The organism is Streptomyces pseudovenezuelae (assembly GCF_001513955.1).
Taxonomy (GTDB): Bacteria; Actinomycetota; Actinomycetes; order Streptomycetales; family Streptomycetaceae; genus Streptomyces; species Streptomyces pseudovenezuelae.
Genome location: NZ_KQ948148.1, coordinates 285,209 through 306,831 on the forward strand (window position 1 = coordinate 285,209; position 21,623 = coordinate 306,831).

21 protein-coding genes are annotated in these 21,623 nt (G+C 73.6%); 9 read left to right on the top strand and 12 right to left on the bottom strand.

Annotation, left to right across the window (positions count from 1 at the left end; translation table 11 throughout):
• The first annotated feature begins 40 nt into the window (after positions 1-40).
• The gene (locus AQI94_RS21705) at positions 41-1,549 is read left to right on the top strand and encodes an APC family permease (protein WP_031041676.1); all 1,509 of its coding nucleotides are present in this window, start codon (positions 41-43) and stop codon (positions 1,547-1,549) included.
• On the opposite strand, the gene AQI94_RS21710 is transcribed toward AQI94_RS21705, so the two are convergent.
• A complete protein-coding gene (locus tag AQI94_RS21710; RefSeq protein ID WP_031041673.1) occupies positions 1,546-2,034 on the bottom strand; it encodes a GbsR/MarR family transcriptional regulator in 489 nt (162 codons plus the stop codon). The two genes, AQI94_RS21705 and AQI94_RS21710, sit on opposite strands and share 4 nt — an antisense overlap.
• A gap of 74 nt (positions 2,035-2,108) precedes the next feature.
• On the opposite strand from AQI94_RS21710, the gene AQI94_RS21715 reads away from it, so the two are divergent.
• The 3 genes from AQI94_RS21715 to AQI94_RS21725 are packed head-to-tail and all read left to right on the top strand — an operon-like array spanning position 2,109 to position 4,851.
• Positions 2,109-3,005 (top strand): ABC transporter ATP-binding protein, encoded by an 897-nt coding sequence (locus AQI94_RS21715; protein ID WP_031041670.1) that lies wholly within the window; start codon positions 2,109-2,111, stop codon positions 3,003-3,005.
• On the top strand, positions 3,002-4,570 hold the full coding sequence (locus AQI94_RS21720) for an ABC transporter permease (protein WP_031041666.1): 1,569 nt from the start codon (positions 3,002-3,004) through the stop codon (positions 4,568-4,570). Before AQI94_RS21715 ends, AQI94_RS21720 begins: the two co-directional genes overlap by 4 nt.
• A 32-nt stretch (positions 4,571-4,602) precedes the next feature.
• Positions 4,603-4,851, top strand: coding sequence for a hypothetical protein (locus AQI94_RS21725; RefSeq protein ID WP_037941773.1), 249 nt, complete (start codon positions 4,603-4,605; stop codon positions 4,849-4,851).
• A gap of 90 nt (positions 4,852-4,941) precedes the next feature.
• On the opposite strand, the gene AQI94_RS21730 is transcribed toward AQI94_RS21725, so the two are convergent.
• Positions 4,942-6,147 carry a cytochrome P450 gene (locus tag AQI94_RS21730; protein ID WP_031041661.1) on the bottom strand — a complete coding sequence of 402 codons (1,206 nt, stop codon included), beginning with the start codon at positions 6,145-6,147 and terminating at the stop codon, positions 4,942-4,944.
• A 128-nt stretch (positions 6,148-6,275) separates the two neighbouring features.
• Here AQI94_RS21730 and AQI94_RS21735 point away from each other — a divergent pair, with 128 nt between their 5' ends.
• The 4 genes from AQI94_RS21735 (at position 6,276) to AQI94_RS21750 (ending at position 10,441) form a co-directional block, all read left to right on the top strand.
• On the top strand, positions 6,276-7,427 hold the full coding sequence (locus tag AQI94_RS21735; protein WP_208611847.1) for a sensor histidine kinase: 1,152 nt from the start codon (positions 6,276-6,278) through the stop codon (positions 7,425-7,427).
• A complete protein-coding gene (locus AQI94_RS21740) occupies positions 7,424-8,083 on the top strand; it encodes a response regulator (RefSeq protein WP_031053936.1) in 660 nt (219 codons plus the stop codon). The genes AQI94_RS21735 and AQI94_RS21740 overlap by 4 nt, the downstream gene beginning before the upstream one ends.
• A 106-nt stretch (positions 8,084-8,189) precedes the next feature.
• Positions 8,190-8,828, top strand: coding sequence for a GOLPH3/VPS74 family protein (locus AQI94_RS21745; protein ID WP_062229886.1), 639 nt, complete (start codon positions 8,190-8,192; stop codon positions 8,826-8,828).
• A gap of 26 nt (positions 8,829-8,854) precedes the next feature.
• The gene (locus tag AQI94_RS21750) at positions 8,855-10,441 is read left to right on the top strand and encodes a carboxylesterase/lipase family protein (protein WP_062229887.1); all 1,587 of its coding nucleotides are present in this window, start codon (positions 8,855-8,857) and stop codon (positions 10,439-10,441) included.
• 51 nt (positions 10,442-10,492) lie between these two features.
• Here AQI94_RS21750 and AQI94_RS21755 read toward each other — a convergent pair whose 3' ends face one another.
• The 7 genes from AQI94_RS21755 to AQI94_RS21785 form a co-directional block, all read right to left on the bottom strand.
• On the bottom strand, positions 10,493-11,158 hold the full coding sequence (locus tag AQI94_RS21755; RefSeq protein WP_031051270.1) for a response regulator transcription factor: 666 nt from the start codon (positions 11,156-11,158) through the stop codon (positions 10,493-10,495).
• The gene (locus AQI94_RS21760; protein WP_031051268.1) at positions 11,155-12,531 is read right to left on the bottom strand and encodes a sensor histidine kinase; all 1,377 of its coding nucleotides are present in this window, start codon (positions 12,529-12,531) and stop codon (positions 11,155-11,157) included. Before AQI94_RS21760 ends, AQI94_RS21755 begins: the two co-directional genes overlap by 4 nt.
• A gap of 99 nt (positions 12,532-12,630) precedes the next feature.
• Positions 12,631-13,314 carry a response regulator gene (locus tag AQI94_RS21765; RefSeq protein ID WP_031051266.1) on the bottom strand — a complete coding sequence of 228 codons (684 nt, stop codon included), beginning with the start codon at positions 13,312-13,314 and terminating at the stop codon, positions 12,631-12,633.
• Positions 13,311-14,663: a sensor histidine kinase gene (locus tag AQI94_RS21770; protein ID WP_051832496.1), complete on the bottom strand. Its 1,353-nt coding sequence runs from the start codon at positions 14,661-14,663 to the stop codon at positions 13,311-13,313. The genes AQI94_RS21765 and AQI94_RS21770 overlap by 4 nt, the downstream gene beginning before the upstream one ends.
• 10 nt (positions 14,664-14,673) lie before the next feature.
• Positions 14,674-15,873, bottom strand: coding sequence for an acyltransferase family protein (locus AQI94_RS21775; RefSeq protein ID WP_037943493.1), 1,200 nt, complete (start codon positions 15,871-15,873; stop codon positions 14,674-14,676).
• 34 nt (positions 15,874-15,907) lie between these two features.
• Positions 15,908-16,813 (bottom strand): alpha/beta hydrolase, encoded by a 906-nt coding sequence (locus tag AQI94_RS21780; protein ID WP_062229888.1) that lies wholly within the window; start codon positions 16,811-16,813, stop codon positions 15,908-15,910.
• Positions 16,814-17,177: 364 nt separating this feature from the next.
• Positions 17,178-18,113: an alpha/beta hydrolase gene (locus AQI94_RS21785; protein WP_031053778.1), complete on the bottom strand. Its 936-nt coding sequence runs from the start codon at positions 18,111-18,113 to the stop codon at positions 17,178-17,180.
• A 207-nt stretch (positions 18,114-18,320) separates the two neighbouring features.
• Between AQI94_RS21785 and AQI94_RS21790 the strand changes: the two genes are divergently transcribed.
• Entirely contained in the window at positions 18,321-18,929 is a 609-nt protein-coding gene (locus tag AQI94_RS21790) for a TetR/AcrR family transcriptional regulator (RefSeq protein WP_062229889.1), read from the top strand.
• 14 nt (positions 18,930-18,943) lie between these two features.
• Here AQI94_RS21790 and kynU read toward each other — a convergent pair whose 3' ends face one another.
• The 3 genes from kynU to AQI94_RS21805 form a co-directional block, all read right to left on the bottom strand.
• Complete coding sequence (gene kynU / locus AQI94_RS21795; protein ID WP_031050637.1) at positions 18,944-20,137, bottom strand: kynureninase; 1,194 nt, start codon at positions 20,135-20,137, stop codon at positions 18,944-18,946.
• Positions 20,130-20,972, bottom strand: coding sequence for a tryptophan 2,3-dioxygenase family protein (locus tag AQI94_RS21800; protein WP_031050640.1), 843 nt, complete (start codon positions 20,970-20,972; stop codon positions 20,130-20,132). Before AQI94_RS21800 ends, kynU begins: the two co-directional genes overlap by 8 nt.
• 160 nt (positions 20,973-21,132) lie before the next feature.
• Complete coding sequence (locus AQI94_RS21805; RefSeq protein WP_020119245.1) at positions 21,133-21,546, bottom strand: DUF3151 domain-containing protein; 414 nt, start codon at positions 21,544-21,546, stop codon at positions 21,133-21,135.
• Between the last annotated feature and the right edge of the window lie 77 nt (positions 21,547-21,623).

Sequence of the window (21,623 nt, forward strand, 5' to 3'; positions counted from 1 at the left end):
GTCCGGCACGCTGTGGACGGGCAAGGGAGAGGGGCGGCCGATGGCTGTGGACGAGGGAGTCGCCCCGGCGGCGAAGACGGACGGCGACGGCACGGTTCACCGGCTGAAACCCAACGCCATCGGGCTGCTCGGCGTGGTCTTCATGGCCGTGGCGACCGCCGCGCCGATCACCGCGATGACCGGCAACGTGCCCTTCATGGTCTCCGCGGGCAACGGCATCGGCGCCCCCGCGAGCTATCTCGTCGCAATGGTCGTCCTGGCAATCTTTTCCGTCGGCTTCACCTCGATGGCGAAGCACATCACCTCGACGGGCGCCTTCTACGGCTTCATCTCCTACGGCCTCGGCCGCACCGCCGGTCTCGCGTCGGGACTGCTGGCCACCTTCGCCTACGTGGTGTTCGAGCCGGCGCTCATCGGCATCTTCTCGACGTTCGCGACGCAGACGCTCAAGGACCAGACCGGTGTGCACGTGCCCTGGTGGGCGTTCGCGGTCCTGATGCTCGCGGTCAACGCGACGGGCACCTGGTTCGGCGTCTCGGTCGCCGAGAAGCTGCTGGTCGTGCTTCTCGCGACCGAGGTGACGGTCCTCGCCGCGATGGCGGTCTCGGTCGCCTTCCACGGCGGCGGCCCGGACGGCTTCGGCCTTGACCCGGTGAACCCGGTCAACGCGTTCAAGGGCACCTCCGCCGGCCTCGGTCTCTTCTTCGCCTTCTGGTCGTGGGTCGGCTTCGAGTCGACGGCGATGTACGGCGAGGAGTCCCGCAACCCGAAGAAGATCATCCCCAAGGCGACGATGATCTCCGTCCTCGGCGTCGGCGTCTTCTACGTCTTCGTCTCCTGGATGGCCATCTCGGGCACCGGCGAGTCGAACGCCGTCAAGGTGGCCACCGACAACCCCCTGGCCCTCTTCTTCGGGCCCACCGAGCAGTACGTCGGCCACCGGGCGGTCGACGTCATGCAGTGGCTGATGATCACCGGCTCGCTGGCCTGCGGCATGGCCTTCCACAACTGCGCCGCCCGCTACATGTACGCGCTGGGCCGCGAGGGCGTGCTGCCCGTCCTGAAGAACACGGTCGGCCGCACCCACCCCCGGCACGGCTCACCGCACATCGCGGGCCTGGTGCAGACGGTGATCACCGCCGTACTGCTGGCGGCCTTCTGGATCGCCGGCAAGGACCCGTACACCGGCACCTACGTGCTGCTCGCGATCCTCGGCACCATGGCGATCCTGGTCGTGCAGGCGGTGTGCTCCTTCGCGGTGCTGGCCTACTTCCGCACACACCACCCCGAGAGCCGGCACTGGTTCCGGACCCTGGTGGCCCCGCTGGTCGGCGGTGTGGCGATGCTCGCGGTGGTCGGCCTGCTGGTCTCCAACATGGGCGCGGCGGCCGGCACCGAGTCCGGTTCGCTGGTACTCAGGGCCACGCCGTGGCTGGTGGCGGCCGTCGCGGCGCTGGGCGTCGGGTACGCGCAGTACCTGAAGCGGCGCGCGCCGCAGCGGTATCTGCTGCTGGGGCGGACGGTCCTGGAGGAGACCAAGGAGCGTTAGTCCCCGAAGAGTTCGGCGCGGTGGGCCTTCCAGCGCTCCATCATCCGCGCCACGTCCTTCTCGATGAACTCGAAGAACGCGAGGGTCTCGGCCAGCCGGTGTCCTGCCGGCGTCCCGGCGCCCAGGCTGGCCACCCCCTCGCGCAGAGCATCCTCCCACCGCTTGATGATCGCCTCACGGTTGGTGAGCGCCTGGTACCACTGGTCGGAGTGGACCCGGTAGCGCTCCCGCCGTGATCCGGGTTCCCGCTCGCGCGACAGCATGTGCACCTGGGCCAGGTACCGCACCGCACCCGACACGGCCGCCGGGCTGATCCGCAGCCGCTCGCTCAGTTCGGCGGAGGTCAGGGCGCCGCTGTCGGACGCGAGCAGGGCCGAGAAGACCCGGGCCGGCATCCGCTGCAGCCCCGCTTCGACGAGCTGCGCCGCGAACCGCTCCACGAACCGTGAGACCGCCTCCGGGTCCCGCTCCACCGCATCCGTCATGGTCACCACCCTAACGGGGCTTCATATGCTTCCTTAACTTCACAAATTTCTGAAGCAAGCGTACGTTCTGAAGCATGATGAAGGCCCTCACCGTCTCCGGACTGCACAAGTCGTTCGGCAGGACCCACGCGCTCGACGGCCTCGACCTCGATGTCGAGACCGGCGAGGTGCACGGCTTCCTCGGCCCCAACGGCGCCGGCAAGTCCACCGCCATCCGCGTCCTGCTCGGCCTGCTGCGCGCCGACTCCGGCACCGCGCGGGTGCTGGGCCGCGACCCGTGGGCGGACGCGGTCGAGGTGCACCGCCGCATCGCCTACGTCCCCGGGGACGTGACCCTGTGGCGCAACCTCTCCGGCGGCGAGGTCATCGACCTCTACGGCCGGCTGCGCGGCGGTCTGGCCCCCGGCAGACGCGCCGAGCTGATCGAACGCTTCGAGCTGGACCCCACCAAGAAGGGCCGCACCTACTCGAAGGGCAACCGCCAGAAGGTCGCCCTGGTCGCCGCGTTCGCCTCGGACGTGGACCTGCTGATCCTGGACGAGCCGACCTCGGGGCTGGACCCGCTGATGGAGGCGGTCTTCCGGCGCTGCGTGGAGGAGGAGCGCGAGCGCGGCCGTACGGTCCTGCTGTCGTCGCACATCCTGAGCGAGGTCGAGGAACTCTGCGACCGGGTCAGCATCATCCGGCGCGGCCGCACCGTGGAGTCGGGCTCGCTGGCCGAGCTGCGCCACCTCACCCGCACCAGCGTCACGGCCGAACTCGCGGGCGCCCCCAACGGGTTGGCGCATCTGCCGGGCGTCCACGACCTCGACGTCCAGGGGCGGCGGGTGCGGCTCCAGGTCGACACCGACAAACTCGACGCCGTACTGCGGTCGTTGACCGCGTCGGGCGTGCGCTCGCTGACATCGACCCCGCCGACGCTGGAGGAACTGTTCCTGCGCCACTACCAGGACGAGGCGGCCGTGCGATGACCTCCCTCGTGGGCACGGGCGTGCTGCTCCGCTTCAACCTGCGCCGCGACCGGCTGATGATCCCGGTGTGGGTGGCGGTGAACACCCTGATGGTCCTGTCCATGCCGAACACCCTGAAGAGCATGTACGGCACCGCGGCCGAGCGCGCGGACCTGCTGGACCAGGTCGCCACCAACTCCTCCTTCCGCGCGCTGATCGGCCCCGTCTTCGGCGACTCCCTCGGCGCCCTCACCGCCTGGCGGGTCGGCGTCTACGCGGGGGCGCTCGCCGCCGTCACCGGTCTCCTGGTCGTCGTACGCCACACCCGTGACGAGGAGGAGAGCGGGCGGCAGGAGCTGATCTCCTCCGGCGTGGTGGGCCGACGGGCGTCCCTGACGGCGGCGCTGCTGGCTGCGGGGGTCGCGAGCGGTGTGCTGGCACTGCTGGTGACGGCGGGTCTGGCGGGCCAGGGAGCCGTGGGCGCGCTGGCGTTCGGCCTGGGTCTCGCCGCCGTCGGCATGCTCTTCGCCACGGCGGCGGCGGTCGTCGCGCAGCTGACGGAGAGCGCGCGGCTGGCGCGGGGGCTGACGGCGGGGGTCCTCGGGGCGGCCTTCGTGCTGCGGGCGGCGGGGGACTCGGCGTCCACCGACGGTTCGTCGGCGCTGACCTGGCTGTCGCCGCTCGGCTGGCTGTCGCAGCTGCGCCCCTTCGCCGGCGAACGCTGGTGGGTGCTGGTGCTGTTCGCGGCGGCGATCGCGGGCCAGGGCGCGCTGGCCTACGTCCTGGCGGGTCGCAGGGACGTGGGCATGGGCTTCGTCGCGACGCGCCCCGGGCCCTCGTCCGGCCGCCTGGGCACGGCGGGAGCGCTGGCCTGGCGGCTCCAGCGGGGCAGCGTGCTCGGCTGGTCGATCGGCTTCTTCCTCGCCGGGGTGGTCTACGGCGGTCTGACGGACGGCGTGGCCGACCTGGTCGGCGACAACGAGAAGGCACGGGAGATCTTCGAGCGGATGGGCGGACGGTCCGGGATCACGGACGCGTTCCTCGCCTCGATGACCGGGATGCTGGGGCTGGTGGCCGCGCTGTACGTCGTCGCGTCGGTGCTGCGGCTGCACGGCGAGGAGACGTCGATGCGGGCGGAACCGCTGCTGGCGAACGCGGTGGGCCGGCTGCGGTGGGCCTCGGGTCACCTGGTGATCGCCTTCGGCGGCTCGGCGCTCATCATGCTGCTCGCGGGTCTCGGCTTCGCCGTGGGCTACGGCAAGGAGGTCGGCCCGATCCTGGGCGGCTGCCTGGTGCAGCTCCCGGCGGTGTGGGTCGTCGCGGGGCTCGCCGTCCTGCTCTACGGGCTCGCCCCACGCCTGGCCCCGCTGGCCTGGGCAGTCGCCGGGGCGGTGCTGCTGATCGGCTGGGTCGGCCCGGCCCTCGACGTCCCGCGGACGGTCCTGGACCTCTCCCCGTTCGGCCACCTGCCGAAGCTGCCGGGCGGAGAGATGGAGTGGGGGCCGGTGCTGGTCCTGCTCGGGCTGGCGGGGGTGCTGGTGGCGGCAGGTCTGGCCGGACTGCGGCGGCGGGACCTGACGACCTGAACCACCGCGGGGGAAAGTTCGTCTCTCCTGACATGACGCGAGGTGCGGACCGGTTGACCTGCGCGGGCTGTGCCCTGTCGGCGGCGGGCGCGACCGCGGCCCCGCTGCTGTGGCTGTCCATGCCCCGCACCCGGCGCCACCTGGGCGGCGGCTTCGAGAACGAGGGCATGGACTACGGCGTGCTGCTCACCGAGCTGCCCTTCGTGGTGCTCGCCGGCGCCTTCCTGCCCCTGCTCGCCGTCACCCTGCTGAGCCGGCTGCGGGACCGGCGCCGGCCCTAGGGCCTGTCGTTTGGATCAGCCCGGCGTCGCGGGGTCGAGTCGGCAGAAAAGCACCGCACCTCACGGCCGGGCTGATCCAAACGACAGGCCCTAGGCCGTCTCCACCTGGAGCCCCTCCAGCCCCCGGATCACGAAGTTCGGCTTGCGTTCCGGCTCCGCCGCCAGGGTCAGGGCCGGGGCCTTCTCCAGCAGGGCCGTCATGGAGGCGGCCAGTTCGATCCGGGCCAGGGGGGCGCCGATGCAGTAGTGGATGCCGGCGCTGAAGGAGATGTGCGGGTTGTCCGTTCGGGTGAGGTCGAGGCGCCCGGGATCCGGGAACACCTCGGGGTCGTGGTTGGCGGAGCCGAAGAGCAGGGCGATCTCGGCGCCGCGCGGGACGGTCGTGCCGTCGATCTCGATCTCGTCCAGGACCCAGCGCTCGAAGAGCTGGAGGGGGGTGTCGTAGCGCATCAGCTCCTCGACGGCCCGGGGGACGAGGGAGTGGTCCGCGCGCAGGGCGGCCAGTTGCCCGGGGTTGCGGAACAGCGCGTACCAGCCGTTGACCGTGGCGTTCACGGTGGCCTCGTGGCCCGCGTTGAGCAGCAGGACGCAGGTGGAGATCATCTCCTGCTCGGTGAGCCGGTCGCCCTCGTCATGGGCGGCGATGAGCCCCGAGATCAGGTCGTCGCCCGGCTCCTTGCGGCGCTCGGCGATCAGGTCGCGGAGGTAGTCGGAGAACTCGACCGAGGCACGGACCGCCCGCGCCGCCACGTCCTCGGGCGGATTCAGCTCGTACATCCCGCAGATGTCCGCCGACCAGGGCCTGAGCGGCGCCCGGTCCGCCTCCGGGATGCCCAGCATCTCGGCGATCACCGCGACGGGCAGCGGCTCGGCGACATCGGTGAGCAGATCACCGCCGCCCCGCTCGACGAGCCGGTCCACCAGCTCACCGGCCAGCTCGGTCACGTACGGCCTCAGCTGCTCGACCGTCCGCGGGGTGAAGGCCTTCGACACCAGTCGCCGGATCCGGGTGTGGTCCGGCGGCTCCAGGTCGAGCATGCCGTGGTCGTTGAGGGTGTGGAACGGCTCGTGCTCCGCCGGGGGTGCCGTACGCCCGAAGTCCTCGTGGGTGAACCGGTGCTGGTAGGTCCGCCCGAGCCTGCGGTCCCGGAGCAGCGCGGAGACGTCCGCGTGGTGCGGGACGAGCCACTGGTGCGTGGGCTCGTAGTACTGCACCCGGCCGTGGGCGCGGAGCTCGGCGTAGGCGGGGTACGGGTCGGCGAGGAACGCCGGGTCCCAGGGGTCGAAGGCTGCCATGGACGGACGCTAGCCCGGAAACCCCGCCGCTGACCAGGGGTGACGGTCTCCGCTCCGGTGGCGGGCCGGCACCCTCCCGGGGAGCGTGGCGCGGGGGGCCGGGGGCGGCCGCTGGGTAGGGTCCGGTTGTGAGTCGGGATACGGCGTCGCCGGGCGAGGCGAGCGGTGCACCCTCGGCGCGGACCGTCCGGGCGCTGTGGGGCGGGTCGGCCGTCCTGGTGCTCGGCGTGCTCGGCACCTCGGTGATCGCCGTCGGCGCCGGCACGGGCGGGCGCCTGGCCGTGGCCCTGGTCCTGGTCGCCGTGCAGGTCTGCGCCCTGCGGTGGGTGCTGCGCCGGCCGGTCGCCGTGCTGGGCGCGGGCGTGGTCACGGGGGTCGCGGTGTGGGCGCTGTTTCCCGCGGTGACGCTGACCGGGGCCCTGCTGGCGGCGCAGGTCGCCCTGTGCGTGCTGTCGGCCGCACGGCCGCGACGGGTGTCGGTGACGGCACTGGCGGGGATGTGCGCCCTGGCGCCGCTCGCGTTGCTCGTCGGCGGACCCGGTGTCGTGTCCGCGTACCTGCCCGCCGTGCTCCTGGCGTGGACCGCGGGCCAGTGGCGCGGGGCGCAGCGGGCGCGGGCCGCGGCGGAGACACGGCGGGCGGTGGCGGAGGAGCGCGCGCGTATCGCACGGGAGGTGCACGACGTGGTGGCTCACACGCTGTCGGTGATGGTGATCCAGGCGGGCGCCGCCGAGGACGTCTTCACCGCCCGTCCCGAGCAGGCCCGTGAGTCGCTGCGGGCGATCGAGAGCGCCGGGCGGTCGGCACTGGGCGAACTGCGGCTGCTGTTGCGGGCGTTCCGGCCGGAGGCCGGGGACCAGGACGAGGGGGAGCCGACCCTGCGGCCCGGTCTGGCCCGGTTGGACGAACTGACCGACGCCGTGCGCGCGGCGGGTGTGACGGTGCGCCTGCACCGTGAGGGCGTCGCGGACGGCCTGCCGGCGGCGGTCGATCTGGCGGCCTACCGGATCGTCCAGGAGTCCCTGACCAACACCCTGCGGCACGCCGGCGGCGCCGACGAGGTGCGCCTGACGCTGACGGCCGACGGGGAGCGGATCCGGATCACCGTGGCCGACAACGGCCGTACGCCGTCGGCCCGGTCCGCCGGGGCGGGCTCGGGGCGCGGTCTGGTGGGCATGCGGGAACGGGTCCGGATGCTCGGCGGGAGCCTGCGCGCCGGTCCCGCGCCCGGGGGCGGGTTCGTGGTGGAGGCCGAACTGCCGACGGAGTACGCGTCATGACCCTTCGCGTGGTGGTGGCCGACGACCAGGCCCTGGTGCGTACCGGCTTCCGGATGATCATCGACGCCCGGGACGACCTGGAGGTGGTCGGCGAGGCGTCCGACGGCCGGGAGGCCGTGCGGCTCACCCGGGAGACCCGGCCGGACGTGGTGCTGATGGACGTACGGATGCCCGTCCTGGACGGCATCGAGGCGACCCGGCGGATCGTCGCCGACGGCAGCGCGGCCCGCGTGCTCGTGCTGACCACCTGGGACCTGGACGCGCACGTGGTGGCGGCCCTGCGCGCCGGGGCCAGCGGGTTCCTGCTGAAGGACATCCGGCCCGCCGAACTCGTGGACGCGATCCGCCTCACGGCCCGCGGGGACGCGCTGCTGGCCCCCACGGTGACCCGCCGGGTCCTGGACCGGTTCCTGCGCACCGCGCCCGACCTGGAACCCCCGCCGGGCCTGGAGAGGCTGTCCGGCCGGGAGCGGGAGGTGCTCACCCTGATCGGGCAGGCGCTGTCGAACGCCGAGATCGCCGCACGACTGGGCCTGTCGGAGGCCACCGTCAAGAACCACCTCACCGCGGTGCTGCGCAAGCTGGGCCTGCGCGACCGGGTGCAGGCGGTGGTCGCCGCCTACGACCACGGCCTCGTCCGGCCACGGCGCCCCTGACCTCCTCCCTGGGGAGGAGAGACCGCGCCGCTCCTCCTGCGCTCCCAGAACGGATCCGTTCCTGAGGCCGATCAGCGGCGGGACGCCCGGCCGTAGCGTCGTCGGTATGACCGAGGCGCTCCACCACCGCATGTACCTGCTCGCCTACGACGACGCGGCCGAGGGCCCGTACGACCGCTCCCGGACCGGGCTGCTCGTCCGGGCGGCCGTCCTGACCGAGCTCGCGCTGCGCGGGCGTCTGGTGGAGTCCGGTGACGGCGGCGTCACGGTCGCCGGGACGGGATCGACGGGGGATCCCGTGCTGGACGAAGTGCTGCGCGAGGCCCGCGGCCAGAGCTGGAAACAGCTGGTCCGGCGTCGGCGGCGGCGGACCCTGACGGCCGTGGAGGACCGGCTGGCCGCGCTGGGCCTCGTCACCGTCCGGGCGTCCCGGATCGGCCGGGGCGGGCGGCGCGTGACCGTGCCGGACCCGGCCGCGCTCCGGGCGGTGCACGCCGGCGTGACGGCCGTGCTGCACGGCGACACCCCCGTCCACGAGATCCCCGCCGCCGACACCGCCCTGTCGGCGCTGGCCGCGGCCGGCAAGGTCCGGTCGGTCCTGTCCCGGCGGGACGCCCGAGTGCTGCGGGAGCGCGTCGACGCCTGCACGAGCCGCCTCGGGACCCTCGCGCCCGGTCTGGAGAAGGCCGTGCGCGGGCTGAACACCACCATGATCGCCGCCCAGGGCGGGATGGGCGGCGGCTGACCGCGTCCGCGCGAACGGGGAGTCCCATGAGCATGCACCGCGTCCTGACCACCCTGACCTGCACCCTGGCCGCCCTGACCGCCGTGTGCGCCACGGCGCGGCCCGCGCTGCCGGCACCGGCCCTCTCGACGGACCGCGCCACACCCGCCGTCGGCACGACGGTCCGCACGCACGACGGCCTGCTGCGCGGCACCGCCCACGACGGCTACGCCACCTTCGAGGGCATCCCCTACGCGGCGCCGCCCGTCGGCCGGCTGCGCTGGGCGCCACCCCGCCCCGCGCGGCCCTGGGCGGGGACCCAGGACGCGACCGGACCCGCGAGCGCCTGCCCGCAGCCGGCCGGCGAGGTGCCCGGCGGCAGCACCGACGAGGACTGTCTGTACCTGAACGTCACCACCCCGGCCGGCGCCGCCCCACGGCACCCCCGGCCGGTGATCGTCTGGCTGCACGGCGGCGGCTTCACCACCGGCGCGGGCAGCTCCTACGACGCGCACCGCATGGCCACCCGGGGCGACGTCGTGGTCGTCACGGTCAACTACCGCCTCGGCGCCCTGGGTTTCCTCGCCCACACCGGCCTGACCGGTTCCGGCACCTTCGGCCTGGCCGACCAGCAGGCGGCGCTCCGCTGGGTCAGGGCCGGCATCGGCGCCTTCGGCGGCGACCCGCACCACGTGACCCTGGCCGGCGAGTCGGCCGGCGGCTACAGCGTCTGCGCCCAGCTCGCCTCGCCCGCCGCCGCGGGGCTCTTCGAGCGGGCGATCATCCAGAGCGGCCCGTGCACCGGACGTCCCGACCGGCCGTTCGCCCCCTCCGCCGCCGCGCTGCCCGCCGCGCGGGAGACCGGGGCGCGCCTCGCCGCCGGGGTCGGCTGCTCCCTCGCCCGGGACACCGTGGCCTGTCTGCGCAAGGTGCCGGTCTCCCGTCTGCTGGCCGCCCAGGACACCGACCAACAGCCCGCCTACGCCACCCCGTTGCTGCCCCGCGACCCCGCGGCCGCCCTCGCCGCCGGCCGCGTCCAGCACGTGCCGGTACTCCTCGGCAGCAACCACGACGAGGGCAACGGCTGGGCCGCCGGCATCGTCCAGGCGGGCAACCCCGTCACGCCCGAGACCTGGCCCGACGTCGTGGCCGCCTTCTTCCCCGACCCGGCCCGCGCGAGGGCGATCGTCCACGAGTACCCGGTGACGGGGCCGGACGGCGGCCCGGTGCTCGGCGCGGTCATCGGCGACGCCGACTTCGCCTGCCCCACCCTGCGCACCGGCGACCTGCTCAGCACCCGAGTACCCGTGTGGCGCTACGAGTTCGCGGACGAGCACGCCCCGCCGCTCACCCCCGGCACCCCGCCGTTCCCCCTGGGGGCACCCCACGCCTCCGAACTCCCCTACCTGTACGACCTCGGCGGCCGCCCCCGCACGATGACCCCGGCCCAGCAACGCCTGGCCACCACCATGATCGACTACTGGACGGGCTTCGCCCGCACCGGCAGCCCCGGCACCCCCACCGCCCCGCCCTGGCCGCGTGGAACGGTGCAGTCCCTGGCCCCGGACCACACCGGCCCGACCCGCACCACGGCCGGCCGCCACCACTGCGCCTTCTGGAACGCCCTGCCCTGAACGGCGAACGCGCCCGGCCGGGACCGGCCGTCTCCGGAGCTCCCGCCCGCCCTATCCCGGCGTCACCAGTCGCGCCTCGTACGCGAACACCGCCGCCTGGGTGCGGTCCCTGAGGCCCAGCTTCACCAGGATGCGGCTGACATGGGTCTTGATCGTCGACTCGGCCACCAGCAGACGCCCGGCCATCTCCTGGTTCGACAGACCCTGCGCGATCAGGACCAGTACCTCCGTCTCGCGGTCGGTGAGGTCGCCGTAGGCCGTGTGGGCCGAGGCCATGAGCCTCGGGGACTCGGAGAGTCTGGAGAACTCCGTGATCAGCCGCCTGGTGACGGAGGGGGCCAGAAGTGCCTCGCCGGAGGCCACCACCCGCACCCCCTCGGCGAGCTGACGGGCCGAGGCGTCCTTGAGGAGGAAGCCCGAGGCGCCCGCGCGCAGGGCCTGGTACACGTACTCGTCGAGGTCGAAGGTCGTCAGGACCAGGACCTTCGCCGCGTCGTCGGCCGCGACGATCTCCCTGGTCGCCTCGATGCCGTTCAGCTCCGGCATCCGGATGTCCATCAGGACCACGTCGGGGGCGAGTTCACGGACCCGGTCCACCGCCTCGCGGCCGTTGACCGCCTCGCCGACCACCTCGATGTCCGGCATCGCGTTCAGGAGGACGGAGAAACCCTCGCGGACCATCATCTGGTCGTCCGCGACCAGGACCCGGATCGTCATGCCTGGTCCTCGTCCCTGAGCGGCACCGGAAGGAACACCGACACCTCGTACCCGTCCTCGTCCGTGGCGCCCGCCGTCATCTCGCCGTTCAGCATGGAGACCCGCTCCCGCATGCCGGTGATGCCGTGGCCCGCCCCCGGCGAGGGCTTCAGCAGCGACAGCTCGGGCGGCGGGCCGTTGACTATCCGCAGACCCAGCCCGCCCAGGACGTACCCGATCTCGACCCGGGCGCTCGCCCCGGGGGCGTGGCGCAGGGTGTTGCTCAGTGCCTCCTGGACGATCCGGTACGCCGACAGCTCGACGCCCTGCGGGAGTTCGCGCACCGCCCCGGTGACCGCCTTGTCGACGCTCAGGCCCGCTCCTCGCACATTGTCGAGGAGGCCGTCGAGGTCGGCGAGGGTGGGCTGCGGGGCGTCCGGCGCCTCGTAGTCCTCGGCGCGGACCACGCCCAGGACCCGGCGCAGTTCGGTGAGGGCCGCCACCGCGTTCTCCCGGATGGTGGCGAACGCCTTCTCCAGCTCGGGCGGCGGGTTCTCCACCCGGTAGGGGGCCGCCTCCGCCTGGATGGCGACGACCGACATGTGGTGGGCGACCACGTCGTGCAGCTCACGGGCGATGGTCGTGCGCTCCTCCAGGAGCGTGCGGCGGGAGCGCTCGTGGGCGGTCACCGTCTGCTGGGCGGTCACCGACTGCCGGGCGTCCTGGCGGATGTGCCAGATGCTGACGGCGAGCAGGAGCAGGGCGGAGATGAACAGCATCTCCACGGTGTTGGAGCGGTAGTAGTGACTGCCGCCGAGGGCACCCTGCCATATCAGGCCGTAGGCTCCGGTCAGCAGCCACATCCAGGCCGCCGTACGCGGCCTGGTGCGCACGGCCACCACGGTGAGCACGACGAGATGGCAGGCGAAGCTGCCTGCCATCCATGGCCAGCCCTGCTGCCAGGAATTGACGAAAGCCATCGGATAGGTGACCGCGGTCGCCGCCAACGACAGCCAGAAGGCCATGACCGGCCGCACCATGGTCAGCAGGACCGGGGCCAGGGCGGACAGCCCGACGAAGAGGTTGGTGGTCGCGCCGCGGCCGCTGTTGTCCGCGCCGATGACCATGGCGATCAGGCCGGCCGCGGTGATCAGCGCGTGGGGTGTCCACACCGCGTACTCCCGCAGCCGGCCGGACGGCAGGCGGGAGAGTCCCTTCCCGACGGACGTCGGAGGCAGGGGCCGGTAGGCGAAAACGTCACTGATCAGGTCTTGCCGCAGACCGCGCAGGGCGTCCATGGCAGCCTTGAACTCCGGGCTGCGGGGCCTGTACGCGTCATACTCGCCGCTGCCACGCTGCGGGATGGTCATGTGCGTCTCGGTCGTATCGGTCACGTTCAGAACGGTAGGCGGGGGCCGGGGTCCCCGTCGTCACCAGCGAGACGGGTCCTTCGGCGTCCCTCTCAGGTACTACGGGTACCGGAGAGCGGCCGGTCAGTAGCCCGACGGCCGCACCAGCCCCGACTCGTACGCGAACACCGCCGCCTGCGTGCGGTCCCTGAGACCCAGCTTCACCAGGATGCGGCCCACATGCGTCTTCACGGTCTGCTCGGCCACCACGAGCCGCCCGGCGATCTCCGCGTTCGACAGGCCCTGCGCGATCAGGGCGAGGACCTCCGTCTCGCGCTCGGTCAGCTCGCCGACCCGGCTCTTGAGCGGGGAGCGGGGCCGCTTGTCGAGGCGGGAGAACTCGGCGATCAGCCGCCGGGTGATGCCGGGCGCGAGCAGCGCGTCCCCGGCCGCCACCACCCGCACGGCCTCGGCGAGCTGCTCCGCGGAGGCGTCCTTGAGCAGGAACCCGGACGCGCCCGCCCGCAGCGCCTCGTAGACGTACTCGTCGAGGTCGAAGGTGGTCAGCACCAGGACCCGGATCTCCGGGCGCTCGCCGGTGATCCGGCGGGTGGCCTCGATGCCGCCCAGCTCGGGCATGCGGATGTCCATCAGGACGACGTCCGGGACGAGTTCGGCGACCTTGGCGACGGCGTCCAGCCCGTCGACCGCCTGCCCGACCACCTCGATACCGGGCTGGGCGCCCAGCAGCACGCTGAAGCCCTGCCGGACCATCTGCTGGTCGTCGGCGATGAGTACGCGGATGTCTCCGCTCGTGCCGCTGGTCATTCGGTGCCGTCCTTGGAGTCGGTGACCTGGTCGGATGCGCCCGGGGGTGCCGTCGGAAGATACGCGGCCACCTCGTAGCCGCCGTCGGGGCGGGGGCCGGCGCGCAGGGTCCCGCCGAGCATCGCGGCCCGCTCCCGCATGCCGAGCAGTCCGTGGCCCGCGCCGGGCGAGGCGGCCACGCTGTGGGTGGGACGCGTGTTGCCGATCCGCACGTCCACGCCGTGCCGGTAGTGGACGAGCCCCACGGAGGCGGTCGCGCCGGGCGCGTGACGCAGGACGTTGCTCAGCGCCTCCTGCACGATCCGGTACGCCGACAGCTCCACGCCGGACGGCAGGGGCCGCCGGACACCCTGTATGTCGACGTGCACGCTCAGTCCGGCCGCGCGGATGTTCTCCACCAGCGCGTCGAGCCGGTCGAGGGTGGGCTGCGGGGCGTGCGGGGCGGTACCGGTGGCGGGGTCGGAGGACTCGTGGACCGTGTCGGGGTGTTCGGCCCGCAGCACGCCGAGGACCCGGCGCAGCTCGGTCAGCGCCTCCAGCGCGTTCTGCCGGATGCCGTCGAGGTTCTCCCGGAGCTCCTCGGACGGGTTCTCCACGAGGTGCGGGGCCACCTGCGCCTGGATCGATATGACGGACATGTGGTGGGCGACGACGTCGTGCAGTTCGCGGGCGATCCGGCTGCGCTCCTCCAGCAGGGTGCGGCGGGAGCGCTCCTCGGCGGTGAGGGTGGTCTGCCGGCCGAGCTCCGCGCGGGCCTCGCGGCGGCCCCGCAGGGCCGCGCCGAGCACCACGACGACGGTGAACAGGATCGCCGCGAGTATTCCGGTGGGCTGGAAGTCGTCCGCGCCGAGCACGCCCTCGACGAGGTACGTGAGGAGCAGCGTCACCGCCAGCGCCTCGACGGCCGCCCGGGCGGGCACCCGCAGGGCGAGCAGCAGCAGCACGGCCAGGTGCCCGATGAGTCCGCCCGCGGTCCAGGGCCAGGTGAAGCCGTCCGCGCCACCGGCCTGCAGCTGGCGGCGCACTTCGAGTGCACCGACCACCATGGCCGCGGTCGAGAGCCACCATGCCGGAACGGGCCGCCACAGCGCGAACACCACGGCCGAGCCCTCGGCGAGGCCGATCGCGAAGGCGAGGCTGTTTCCCACCCCGCCGTTGTCCGTCAGCTGCGCCACGACGCCGAGCGTGACCCCGAAGCCGACCAGGCACATCACGCCGTGCGGCAGCCAGCGCAACCAGACGGACGGGGGCAGCGGATCGGGCCGCAGCGTCCACAGGTCGTCGCGCACCACCCGCAGCCAGCGCAGCAGCGGGCCCACGACCACCCGCCGGATCCCCGTTTCCGTCACGGCGACCACCCTAGGCACGACGTACCTCCTTCGCTGCAGCCGGTTCCGTGCGCCGGTGGACCCGGATCACCCGGGACGGCCGGCGCCCGGCCCTGCGCGGCCCCTGCTCCACGGACCGGAAGGCCGCCCAGCAGACCGCGAGGACGAGGGCGAACACCGGCAGCCAGGCCAGCCGGGCGGCCACCCAGCCCAGGCCGTCGGGGACGGTGTGCAGGCCGGGAAGGCGGCCCACGGCGAGACCGGTGGCCGTGGTGGCCATCAGCGCGGTCTGGTGCCACAGGAAGATCGTCATGGCGGAGAGGTTGACCAGCGCCACCGCCGCCCAGGCCGCGGGGCGCCGCATACCGCCGCGCAACCGGTCGCGCAGCAGCAGGGCCAGGCCGCACTGGGCCAGACCGAAGGTGACGGCGGCCAGGGTCGGCGGGTTCAGGTTGGACACCTGGGCGCCCGGCACCCCGACCATCGACGCCGGATACCCCGCCCACCCGACGAGCACCGCGGTCGCCACCGCGCCGCCCCCGAGCAGCACCCACGCCACCCGCCGCCCCTCCAGCTCGCCCCGGGTCCAGGCCGCGCCCAGGGTGTACGGGACGAGCCAGCCGGCCGCCAGGTTCACCCAGCCGAGCCAGTGCGGGCCGCCCAGCCCGAAGCGCACGAGGTCGACGTGCAGGACGACGGCCAGCGGCCACAGCGGGTGGAGCCGCAGCAGCAGCGGGGTCGCGGCCGTCAGGGCGCCGAAGACCAGGAGGAACCACATCGGGGACAGGGCGAGTTTCACCAGGGTGCGGACCGTGTCGTACGGGGCGCCCGTCAGCAGCAGGGCCGTCGCGGCCACCGTCCACAGGGCGAGGACGGCCGCCACGGGCTTGAACAACCGCGACAGACGGCTCGTCAGCCACTGCCGGTACGTGGTCCCGCGGGCGCGTGCCGAGGTGTAGCCGCGGGTCGCCACATGGCCGCCGACCAGGAAGAACACGGCCAGGGTCTGGAAGGCCCAGGAGATCGGGGCCAGCCATGGCATGGAGTGCAGCGGGCTCGCGGTGCGCAGGGTGCCCCCGTCGGCGACCAGGGCGGTCACCAGCCAGTGGCCGAGGACGACGCCGAGGATCGCGAAGGCGCGCAGGGCGTCGACGGCACGGTCCCGCCCGGGGGGTGTCGCCGCGTCGATCCGGTCGGCGGCCCGGCGTATGCCGTCCGCGCCCTGGCGTATGCCGGCGCGTACGCCGCCCCGGCTGGGGTGGGTCTCAGCCACGGGTCACCTCCGCGGTCGCTCCGAGGACGATCCGGGCGAGGTTGGTCAGGGAGACCGAGCCCGGGCTGAAGTAGTCGCTGTGGCCGCCCTTCCCGGCGGCGAAGACTCGGGCGCCGAAGGCCGGGGAGACCGGGTCGGTGCCGAAGCCGACGGTGATGCCGAAGAGGCCGGCCCTGACGTGCGGGACCTCGCCCACCCAGTCGTCCTCGCCCCTGGCCGCCCAGATCCGGGCCGGGGTGTGCAGGGCCGCGGCGGTGCGGGCGCCGGTGCCGGGGCTGCCGAGGAGGGCCAGGTCGTCGATGTCCAGGTGGGCGGCGGCCCTGGCGCAGACCACCGTGCCGTAGGAGTGGCAGACGAGGGAGACGGTGGTGGCGCGGCCGACCACGTCCCGGAGTCCGCCGGTGAACGCCCGCAGCCGGGGCGCCGCCTCGTCGGCCCTGTCCGTGGTCAGGACCGTGGTGCTGACGGTGGCCGGGGTGCGGTAGCCGAGCCAGGCGACCACCGCGGTGCGGGTTCCGGGTGACGCGGTGGCGGTGAGCTGCGAGCGCAGGGCCGCCGCCGTCGCCCGGAAGCGGTCGTAGGTGTCCAGGGAGGTGTCGGAGCCGGGCACCAGGACGGCCACGTGGTCGGCGTGGGCGAGGTCGCCGAGGACCTCTGCCGTCTCTCCCGGGCCCCTGCCGTCGAAGGTGAGCAGGTGGCGGGTGGGGTCGGCCAGCTCCCGGTCCGCAGCGGCGCGGTGGCTGTCACCGTGGGCCGCGGCCCTGCGGGCGGCCTCGGCGGCGTTGGCGCGGTTGGCGGCGTAGATCTCGCCGAGGGTGGCGGCGGTGGGTTTCGGGAGCGCGGCGGGGGGCGGGGACGGGATCTCGGGGCGGACGGCCGCGGAGAGCGGGACCACCACCGCCGCGGTGACGAGGGTGGCGAGAAGGGCCCGGCGCCACCGATGAGAACCCCGGCGGTCGGGATCCCCGCGGCCGGCCGACGCGCCACGCGGCTCCCGATCACCCTGATCGACCCGATCACCCTGATCGACCCGATCGCCCGCCCGGTGCCGCCGCGCGTCCCCGCGGCCCTCCCGTCCGCCCCTCCCCCTGGTCCCCACGGTCCCCGTCCCTTCCCCTCCGCCCGGCCATCGGGCTTGTCTGGAAAGGAAGTTACGGAGCCGCGGCCGTCGTCCGCGTCACGCCAGGGAGCTCTTCGGCGTCGTAGCTCTCAGGTATTACGGGTATCACCGGGAGGGGCCGAAGGAGGCGCCGGAACCGGCCTCACCACGCCAACTGCGCGATCTCCTCCGCCACCACCGCGCTCGCGTCCGCCGCCGGGTCGATCAGGGGGAAGTGGCCGACGTCCTCCAGCAGGGTCAGGCCCACCACCTCGCCCGCCTTCGCCGCCGCGTCCGCGTACGCCTCGGCGACCGCCTCGGGGACGACCGTGTCGGTACGGCCCTGGACGAGGGTGGTGGCGATGCCGGTGGGCAGCAGCAGGGCGGGGTCGGCGTACGGCAGCCGCGCGGTGAACCCCGCGTCCCCGCCAAGGAGTTGACGGAAGGCCCCGTCGCACACGTCCAGCTTGTCGGCGACCGTGAAGTCGGCGATCGGGGCGAGGGCGACGACCCCGCGCAGGGGCGCCGGCCGGTCGATGCGCCACGCGGCGTCGGCCGGCAGGAGGTGCCGGGCCGCGGCCCACAGCGCGAGGTGGCCGCCCGCGGAGTGACCGGTGACCACCATGCGGCGCGGGTCGGCCTGCGGGAGGAACTCCCGCACCAGCGCGGGAAGCGCGTCCATCGCGGCGGCCACGTCGTCGAAGGTCTCGGGCCAGCGCCCGGCCACGGGCCCGGCACCCCGGGCTGCCGCGCCCTGGGCCGGAAGGGACACCCCGCCCCGCCGGTACTCCACATTGGCCACCGCGAACCCGCGCCGGGCCAGGAAGTCCGCGAACGGAGTCACATGCCGCCGGTCGTACGGCGCCCGCCACGCCCCGCCATGCAGGACGACGACCAGCGGCGCGAGCCCGCCCCCGGGGGACACCGACACACGCGGGGCGTAGAAGTCGATCACCTGGTCGGGATCGTCGCCGTACCTCGCGGCGGCGTCGGGGTCGACCGCCGGGTGCGAGAAGGCCGACTCCTCCTCGGCCGCGGCACGGGCTTCCGCCGCGGCACGGGCTTCTGCGGCGGCACGGGCTGCGGCGTCGTCCGGCATGCTCCAACCTCCCAGTCACGAAACGGATCTGACGGACCGTGAAAGCATCCGGGAAGAGAATCCGGCCGTTGGCCGGGACGGTATCAGGCCCATGACGTGCGCGGACACGGGGATGTCACGCTCGGTGAGGGTTAAACGGTTCTGCTGTTTCGTTACGCTGGCCCCCCGTCCGCACCCGTGGACCCCGAGCGCACCGAGGAGTCCGACATGTCCGCCGAGCCCGGCACCGTCCGTCCCGGCGGGCGTACCGCGCGTGTCCGTACGGCCGTGCTGCGGGCGGCCGGGGATGTGCTGGTGGAGCAGGGTTTCGACCGCCTCGATCTCGCCGAGGTCGCCCGGCGCGCGGAGGTCGGCAAGACGACCGTGTACCGGCGCTGGGGGACGGTCACCGCGCTGGTCGCCGACCTGCTCGCCGACATGGCCGAGCAGTCGCTGCCCCGCACCCGCACCGGTTCGGTCCGCGACGACCTGCGGGCCAACGCCCTGCTGGTCCAGCGGACGCTCGCCGACCCCCGGCAGGGCGCGCTGTTCCGCGCGGTCATCGCCGCGGCGGCCTGCGACCCGCGTACCGCCGAGGCGCTGCGGCACTTCTACGCCGTACGCGTCGCCGAGTGGGCCCCGTGCGTGAGCGAGGGCGTCGCGCGCGGGGAGCTGCCGCCGGGGACGGACCCGGCGACGGTCGTACGGGCGGTCTCGGCCCCCCTCTACTACGGCCTGCTCACCACCGGGACCGCCCCCGGCCCCGCCGCCGCCGAACGCGCGGCGGACGCGGCGCTCGCGGCGGCGGAGGCGGGGGTGTACGTCACGCGGGACTGAGGGCGAGGGACGGGTCAGCCGAGCGTCTCCGCCAGCACCCGCGCCGCCCGCTCCACGTCCGCGAAGCCGACGTACAGCGGCGTGAAACCGAACCGCAGCACGTCCGGGTGCCGGAAGTCGCCCACCACGCCCCGCTCGATGAGCCGCTTCATCACCTCGCCCGCGTCCTCGCAGCGCAGCGCGACCTGGCTGCCCCGTTCCGCGTGCGCCGTCGGGGTCACGCACTCGACGCGCCCCTCACCGACGTACGACGAGACGCACTCCAGGAAGAAGTCCGTCAGGGCGAGGGACTTGGCGCGCACCGACTCGACCGTCACGCCCTCCCAGACCTCAAGCGCCGCCTCCAGGGCGAGCATGGAGAGGATGTCGGGTGTGCCGACACGGCCCCTGAGCGCGCCCGGCGCCGGTTCGTAGGACGGCCGCATCCCGAAGGGCTCCGCATGGGAGTTCCAGCCGGGCAGCGGGGAGTCGAAGCGGTCCTGGTGCTCGCGGCGCACATAGAGGTACGCCGGTGAACCGGGGCCGCCGTTCAGGTACTTGTAGGTGCAGCCGACCGCGAGGTCGACGCCGTGCGCGTCGAGACCGACCGGCAGGGCGCCCGCGCTGTGGCACAGGTCCCAGACGGCGATCGCGCCCGCCGCGTGCACGGCGGCCGTGAGAGCGGGCAGGTCGTGCAGGCGCCCGGTGCGGTAGTCGACGTGGTTGAGCAGGACGGCCGCCGTACGGCCGCCCAGCGCGTCCGGCACCTGAGCCGGGGTCACCGCCCGCAGGGTGCAGCCCGTCATCCGGGCCGCGGACTCGGCGATGTACCCGTCCGTGGGGAAGGTGGTCGCGTCGACGACCACCTCGTCACGGCCGGAGCCCGGACCGCCCGCGAGCCGCACGGCCCCCACAAGTGCCTTGAACACGTTGACACTTGTCGAGTCGCCGACCACGATCTGCCCGGCCGCCGCCCCGACCAGCGGGGCGATCAGGTCGCCGATCCGCTCGGGCGCGCTCCACCAGCCGCTCTCCTCCCAGGACCGGATCCGCAAGGACCCCCACTGCCGCCGTACGACGTCCTCGACACGCTCCGGGACGGCGGCCGGGAGGGCACCCAGCGAGTTCCCGTCGAGATACACCACGTCATCGAGCACGAACCGGGAGCGCACGCCCGCGAGTGCATCGCCCGCGTCCAACTCCTGTGCCTTGAAAGCGAGTTCAGACATGGGACCGCGCCGTCCACAGCTCCGGGAACACGTTCTTCTGGGCGCGCTTCTCCAGCCAGGCCACCCCGGCGGAGCCGCCCGTGCCGGCCTTGGAGCCCATCGCGCGGCGGGTGGCGACGAGATGGTCGTTGCGCCAGCGCCACACCAGCTCGGCGACATCGGTCAACGCCTCGCCCAGGCGGGCGAGTTCGTCGTTCTCGGGGCCGGAGTAGAGGGCCGTCCAGGCGGCCTCGACCTCCTCCGACGGCTCGTACCGCTGCGAGACGTCACGGTCCAGGACGGCGGACGGGATCGCGTGCCCGCGCCGCGCAAGCAGCCGCAGCACCTCGTCGTACAGGCTCGGCTCGTGCAGCGCCTTCTCCAGCTCGGCGTGGACGCGGGGCGCGCCCCGGTGCGGGACGAGCATGGAGGCGGACTTGTCGCCGAGCAGGAACTCCATGCGGCGGTACATCGCCGACTGGAAGCCGGAGCCCTCGCCGAGCGCCGAGCGGTAGGAGTTGAACTGCGCGGGCGTGAGCTGGCCGAGCGGCTTCCAGGAGGCGGTCAGCGCCTCCAGCTCACGGACGGATCGTTTCAGCGCGGCAACGGCCGTGGGCACGTCGTCGGAGCGCAGCGCACCCGCCGCGGTCTCCCACTCGTGCACGATGACGGTGAACCACAGCTCCATGACCTGGGTCGTGACCAGGAAGACCATCTCTCCGGGATCGTCGGAGAGGGTGTGCTGGAGGTGGGTGAGCACGTCCGCCTTGACGTAGTCCTCGTACGGCGTCGTGCCTTGGAAGTCGAGATGCGGGGTCTCCGGCTCCTGCGTTTCCTGAGCCTCGTGGGACGACATCGCTGTCTCCTGATGTGTACTCCGGGTAGCGGTCCGCCCTGCCGTTACCGACACGGGGCCCCGGTCCCCGCCGGGCATCCTCTTCCATGGTCCGTGGAAAAGGCAAGGCCCGCCTGGTCACACAGGCGGGCCCGGAAAGCGGTGACGGATCGGCCCGGGCTCAGCCCAGCGTCTCGGCCGCCGTCAGCGAGGAGTCCTTCAGGAACTGCGTGCAGCGCTCGTACTCCGCCTGCTCGCCGATGGCTCCGGCGGCGCGGGCGAGGCCGTGCAGGGCGCGCAGGAAGCCGCGGTTCGGCTCGTGCTCCCACGGGACCGGCCCGTGGCCCTTCCAGCCGTTGCGGCGCAGCGAGTCCAGGCCGCGGTGGTAGCCGGTACGGGCATAGGCGTACGACTCCACGACGCTGCCCCGCTCGAACGCCTCGTCGGCCAGCTGGGCCCAGGCCAGCGAGGAGGTCGGGTACTTCGCGGCGACATCCGCCGGCGCGGTGCCGTTCGCCAGGAGCTCGCGGGGCTCCGGGTCATCGGGGAGGTGGGTCGGGGGCGGGCCCCCGAGAAGGTTCTCGTGAATCGACATGGGTCCAGTCTCCCTCGCGGAGGGCCGTGTTTCGTCTGCGGGTGCGTTGTGGCCGGTCGCGCAGTTCCCCGCGCCCC

Coding starts and splice junctions, on each gene's coding strand:
- AQI94_RS21755 (WP_031051270.1), bottom strand. CDS start 11,158: ATGACGATCCGGGTCCTGGTCGCGGACGACCAGATGATGGTCCGCGAG.
- AQI94_RS21765 (WP_031051266.1), bottom strand. CDS start 13,314: ATGACCAGCGGCACGAGCGGAGACATCCGCGTACTCATCGCCGACGAC.
- AQI94_RS21715 (WP_031041670.1), top strand. CDS start 2,109: ATGATGAAGGCCCTCACCGTCTCCGGACTGCACAAGTCGTTCGGCAGG.
- AQI94_RS21800 (WP_031050640.1), bottom strand. CDS start 20,972: ATGTCGTCCCACGAGGCTCAGGAAACGCAGGAGCCGGAGACCCCGCAT.
- AQI94_RS21785 (WP_031053778.1), bottom strand. CDS start 18,113: ATGCCGGACGACGCCGCAGCCCGTGCCGCCGCAGAAGCCCGTGCCGCG.
- AQI94_RS21750 (WP_062229887.1), top strand. CDS start 8,855: ATGAGCATGCACCGCGTCCTGACCACCCTGACCTGCACCCTGGCCGCC.
- AQI94_RS21730 (WP_031041661.1), bottom strand. CDS start 6,147: ATGGCAGCCTTCGACCCCTGGGACCCGGCGTTCCTCGCCGACCCGTAC.
- AQI94_RS21740 (WP_031053936.1), top strand. CDS start 7,424: ATGACCCTTCGCGTGGTGGTGGCCGACGACCAGGCCCTGGTGCGTACC.
- AQI94_RS21745 (WP_062229886.1), top strand. CDS start 8,190: ATGACCGAGGCGCTCCACCACCGCATGTACCTGCTCGCCTACGACGAC.
- AQI94_RS21790 (WP_062229889.1), top strand. CDS start 18,321: ATGTCCGCCGAGCCCGGCACCGTCCGTCCCGGCGGGCGTACCGCGCGT.
- AQI94_RS21805 (WP_020119245.1), bottom strand. CDS start 21,546: ATGTCGATTCACGAGAACCTTCTCGGGGGCCCGCCCCCGACCCACCTC.
- AQI94_RS21705 (WP_031041676.1), top strand. CDS start 41: ATGGCTGTGGACGAGGGAGTCGCCCCGGCGGCGAAGACGGACGGCGAC.
- kynU (WP_031050637.1), bottom strand. CDS start 20,137: ATGTCTGAACTCGCTTTCAAGGCACAGGAGTTGGACGCGGGCGATGCA.
- AQI94_RS21720 (WP_031041666.1), top strand. CDS start 3,002: ATGACCTCCCTCGTGGGCACGGGCGTGCTGCTCCGCTTCAACCTGCGC.
- AQI94_RS21710 (WP_031041673.1), bottom strand. CDS start 2,034: ATGACGGATGCGGTGGAGCGGGACCCGGAGGCGGTCTCACGGTTCGTG.
- AQI94_RS21725 (WP_037941773.1), top strand. CDS start 4,603: ATGACGCGAGGTGCGGACCGGTTGACCTGCGCGGGCTGTGCCCTGTCG.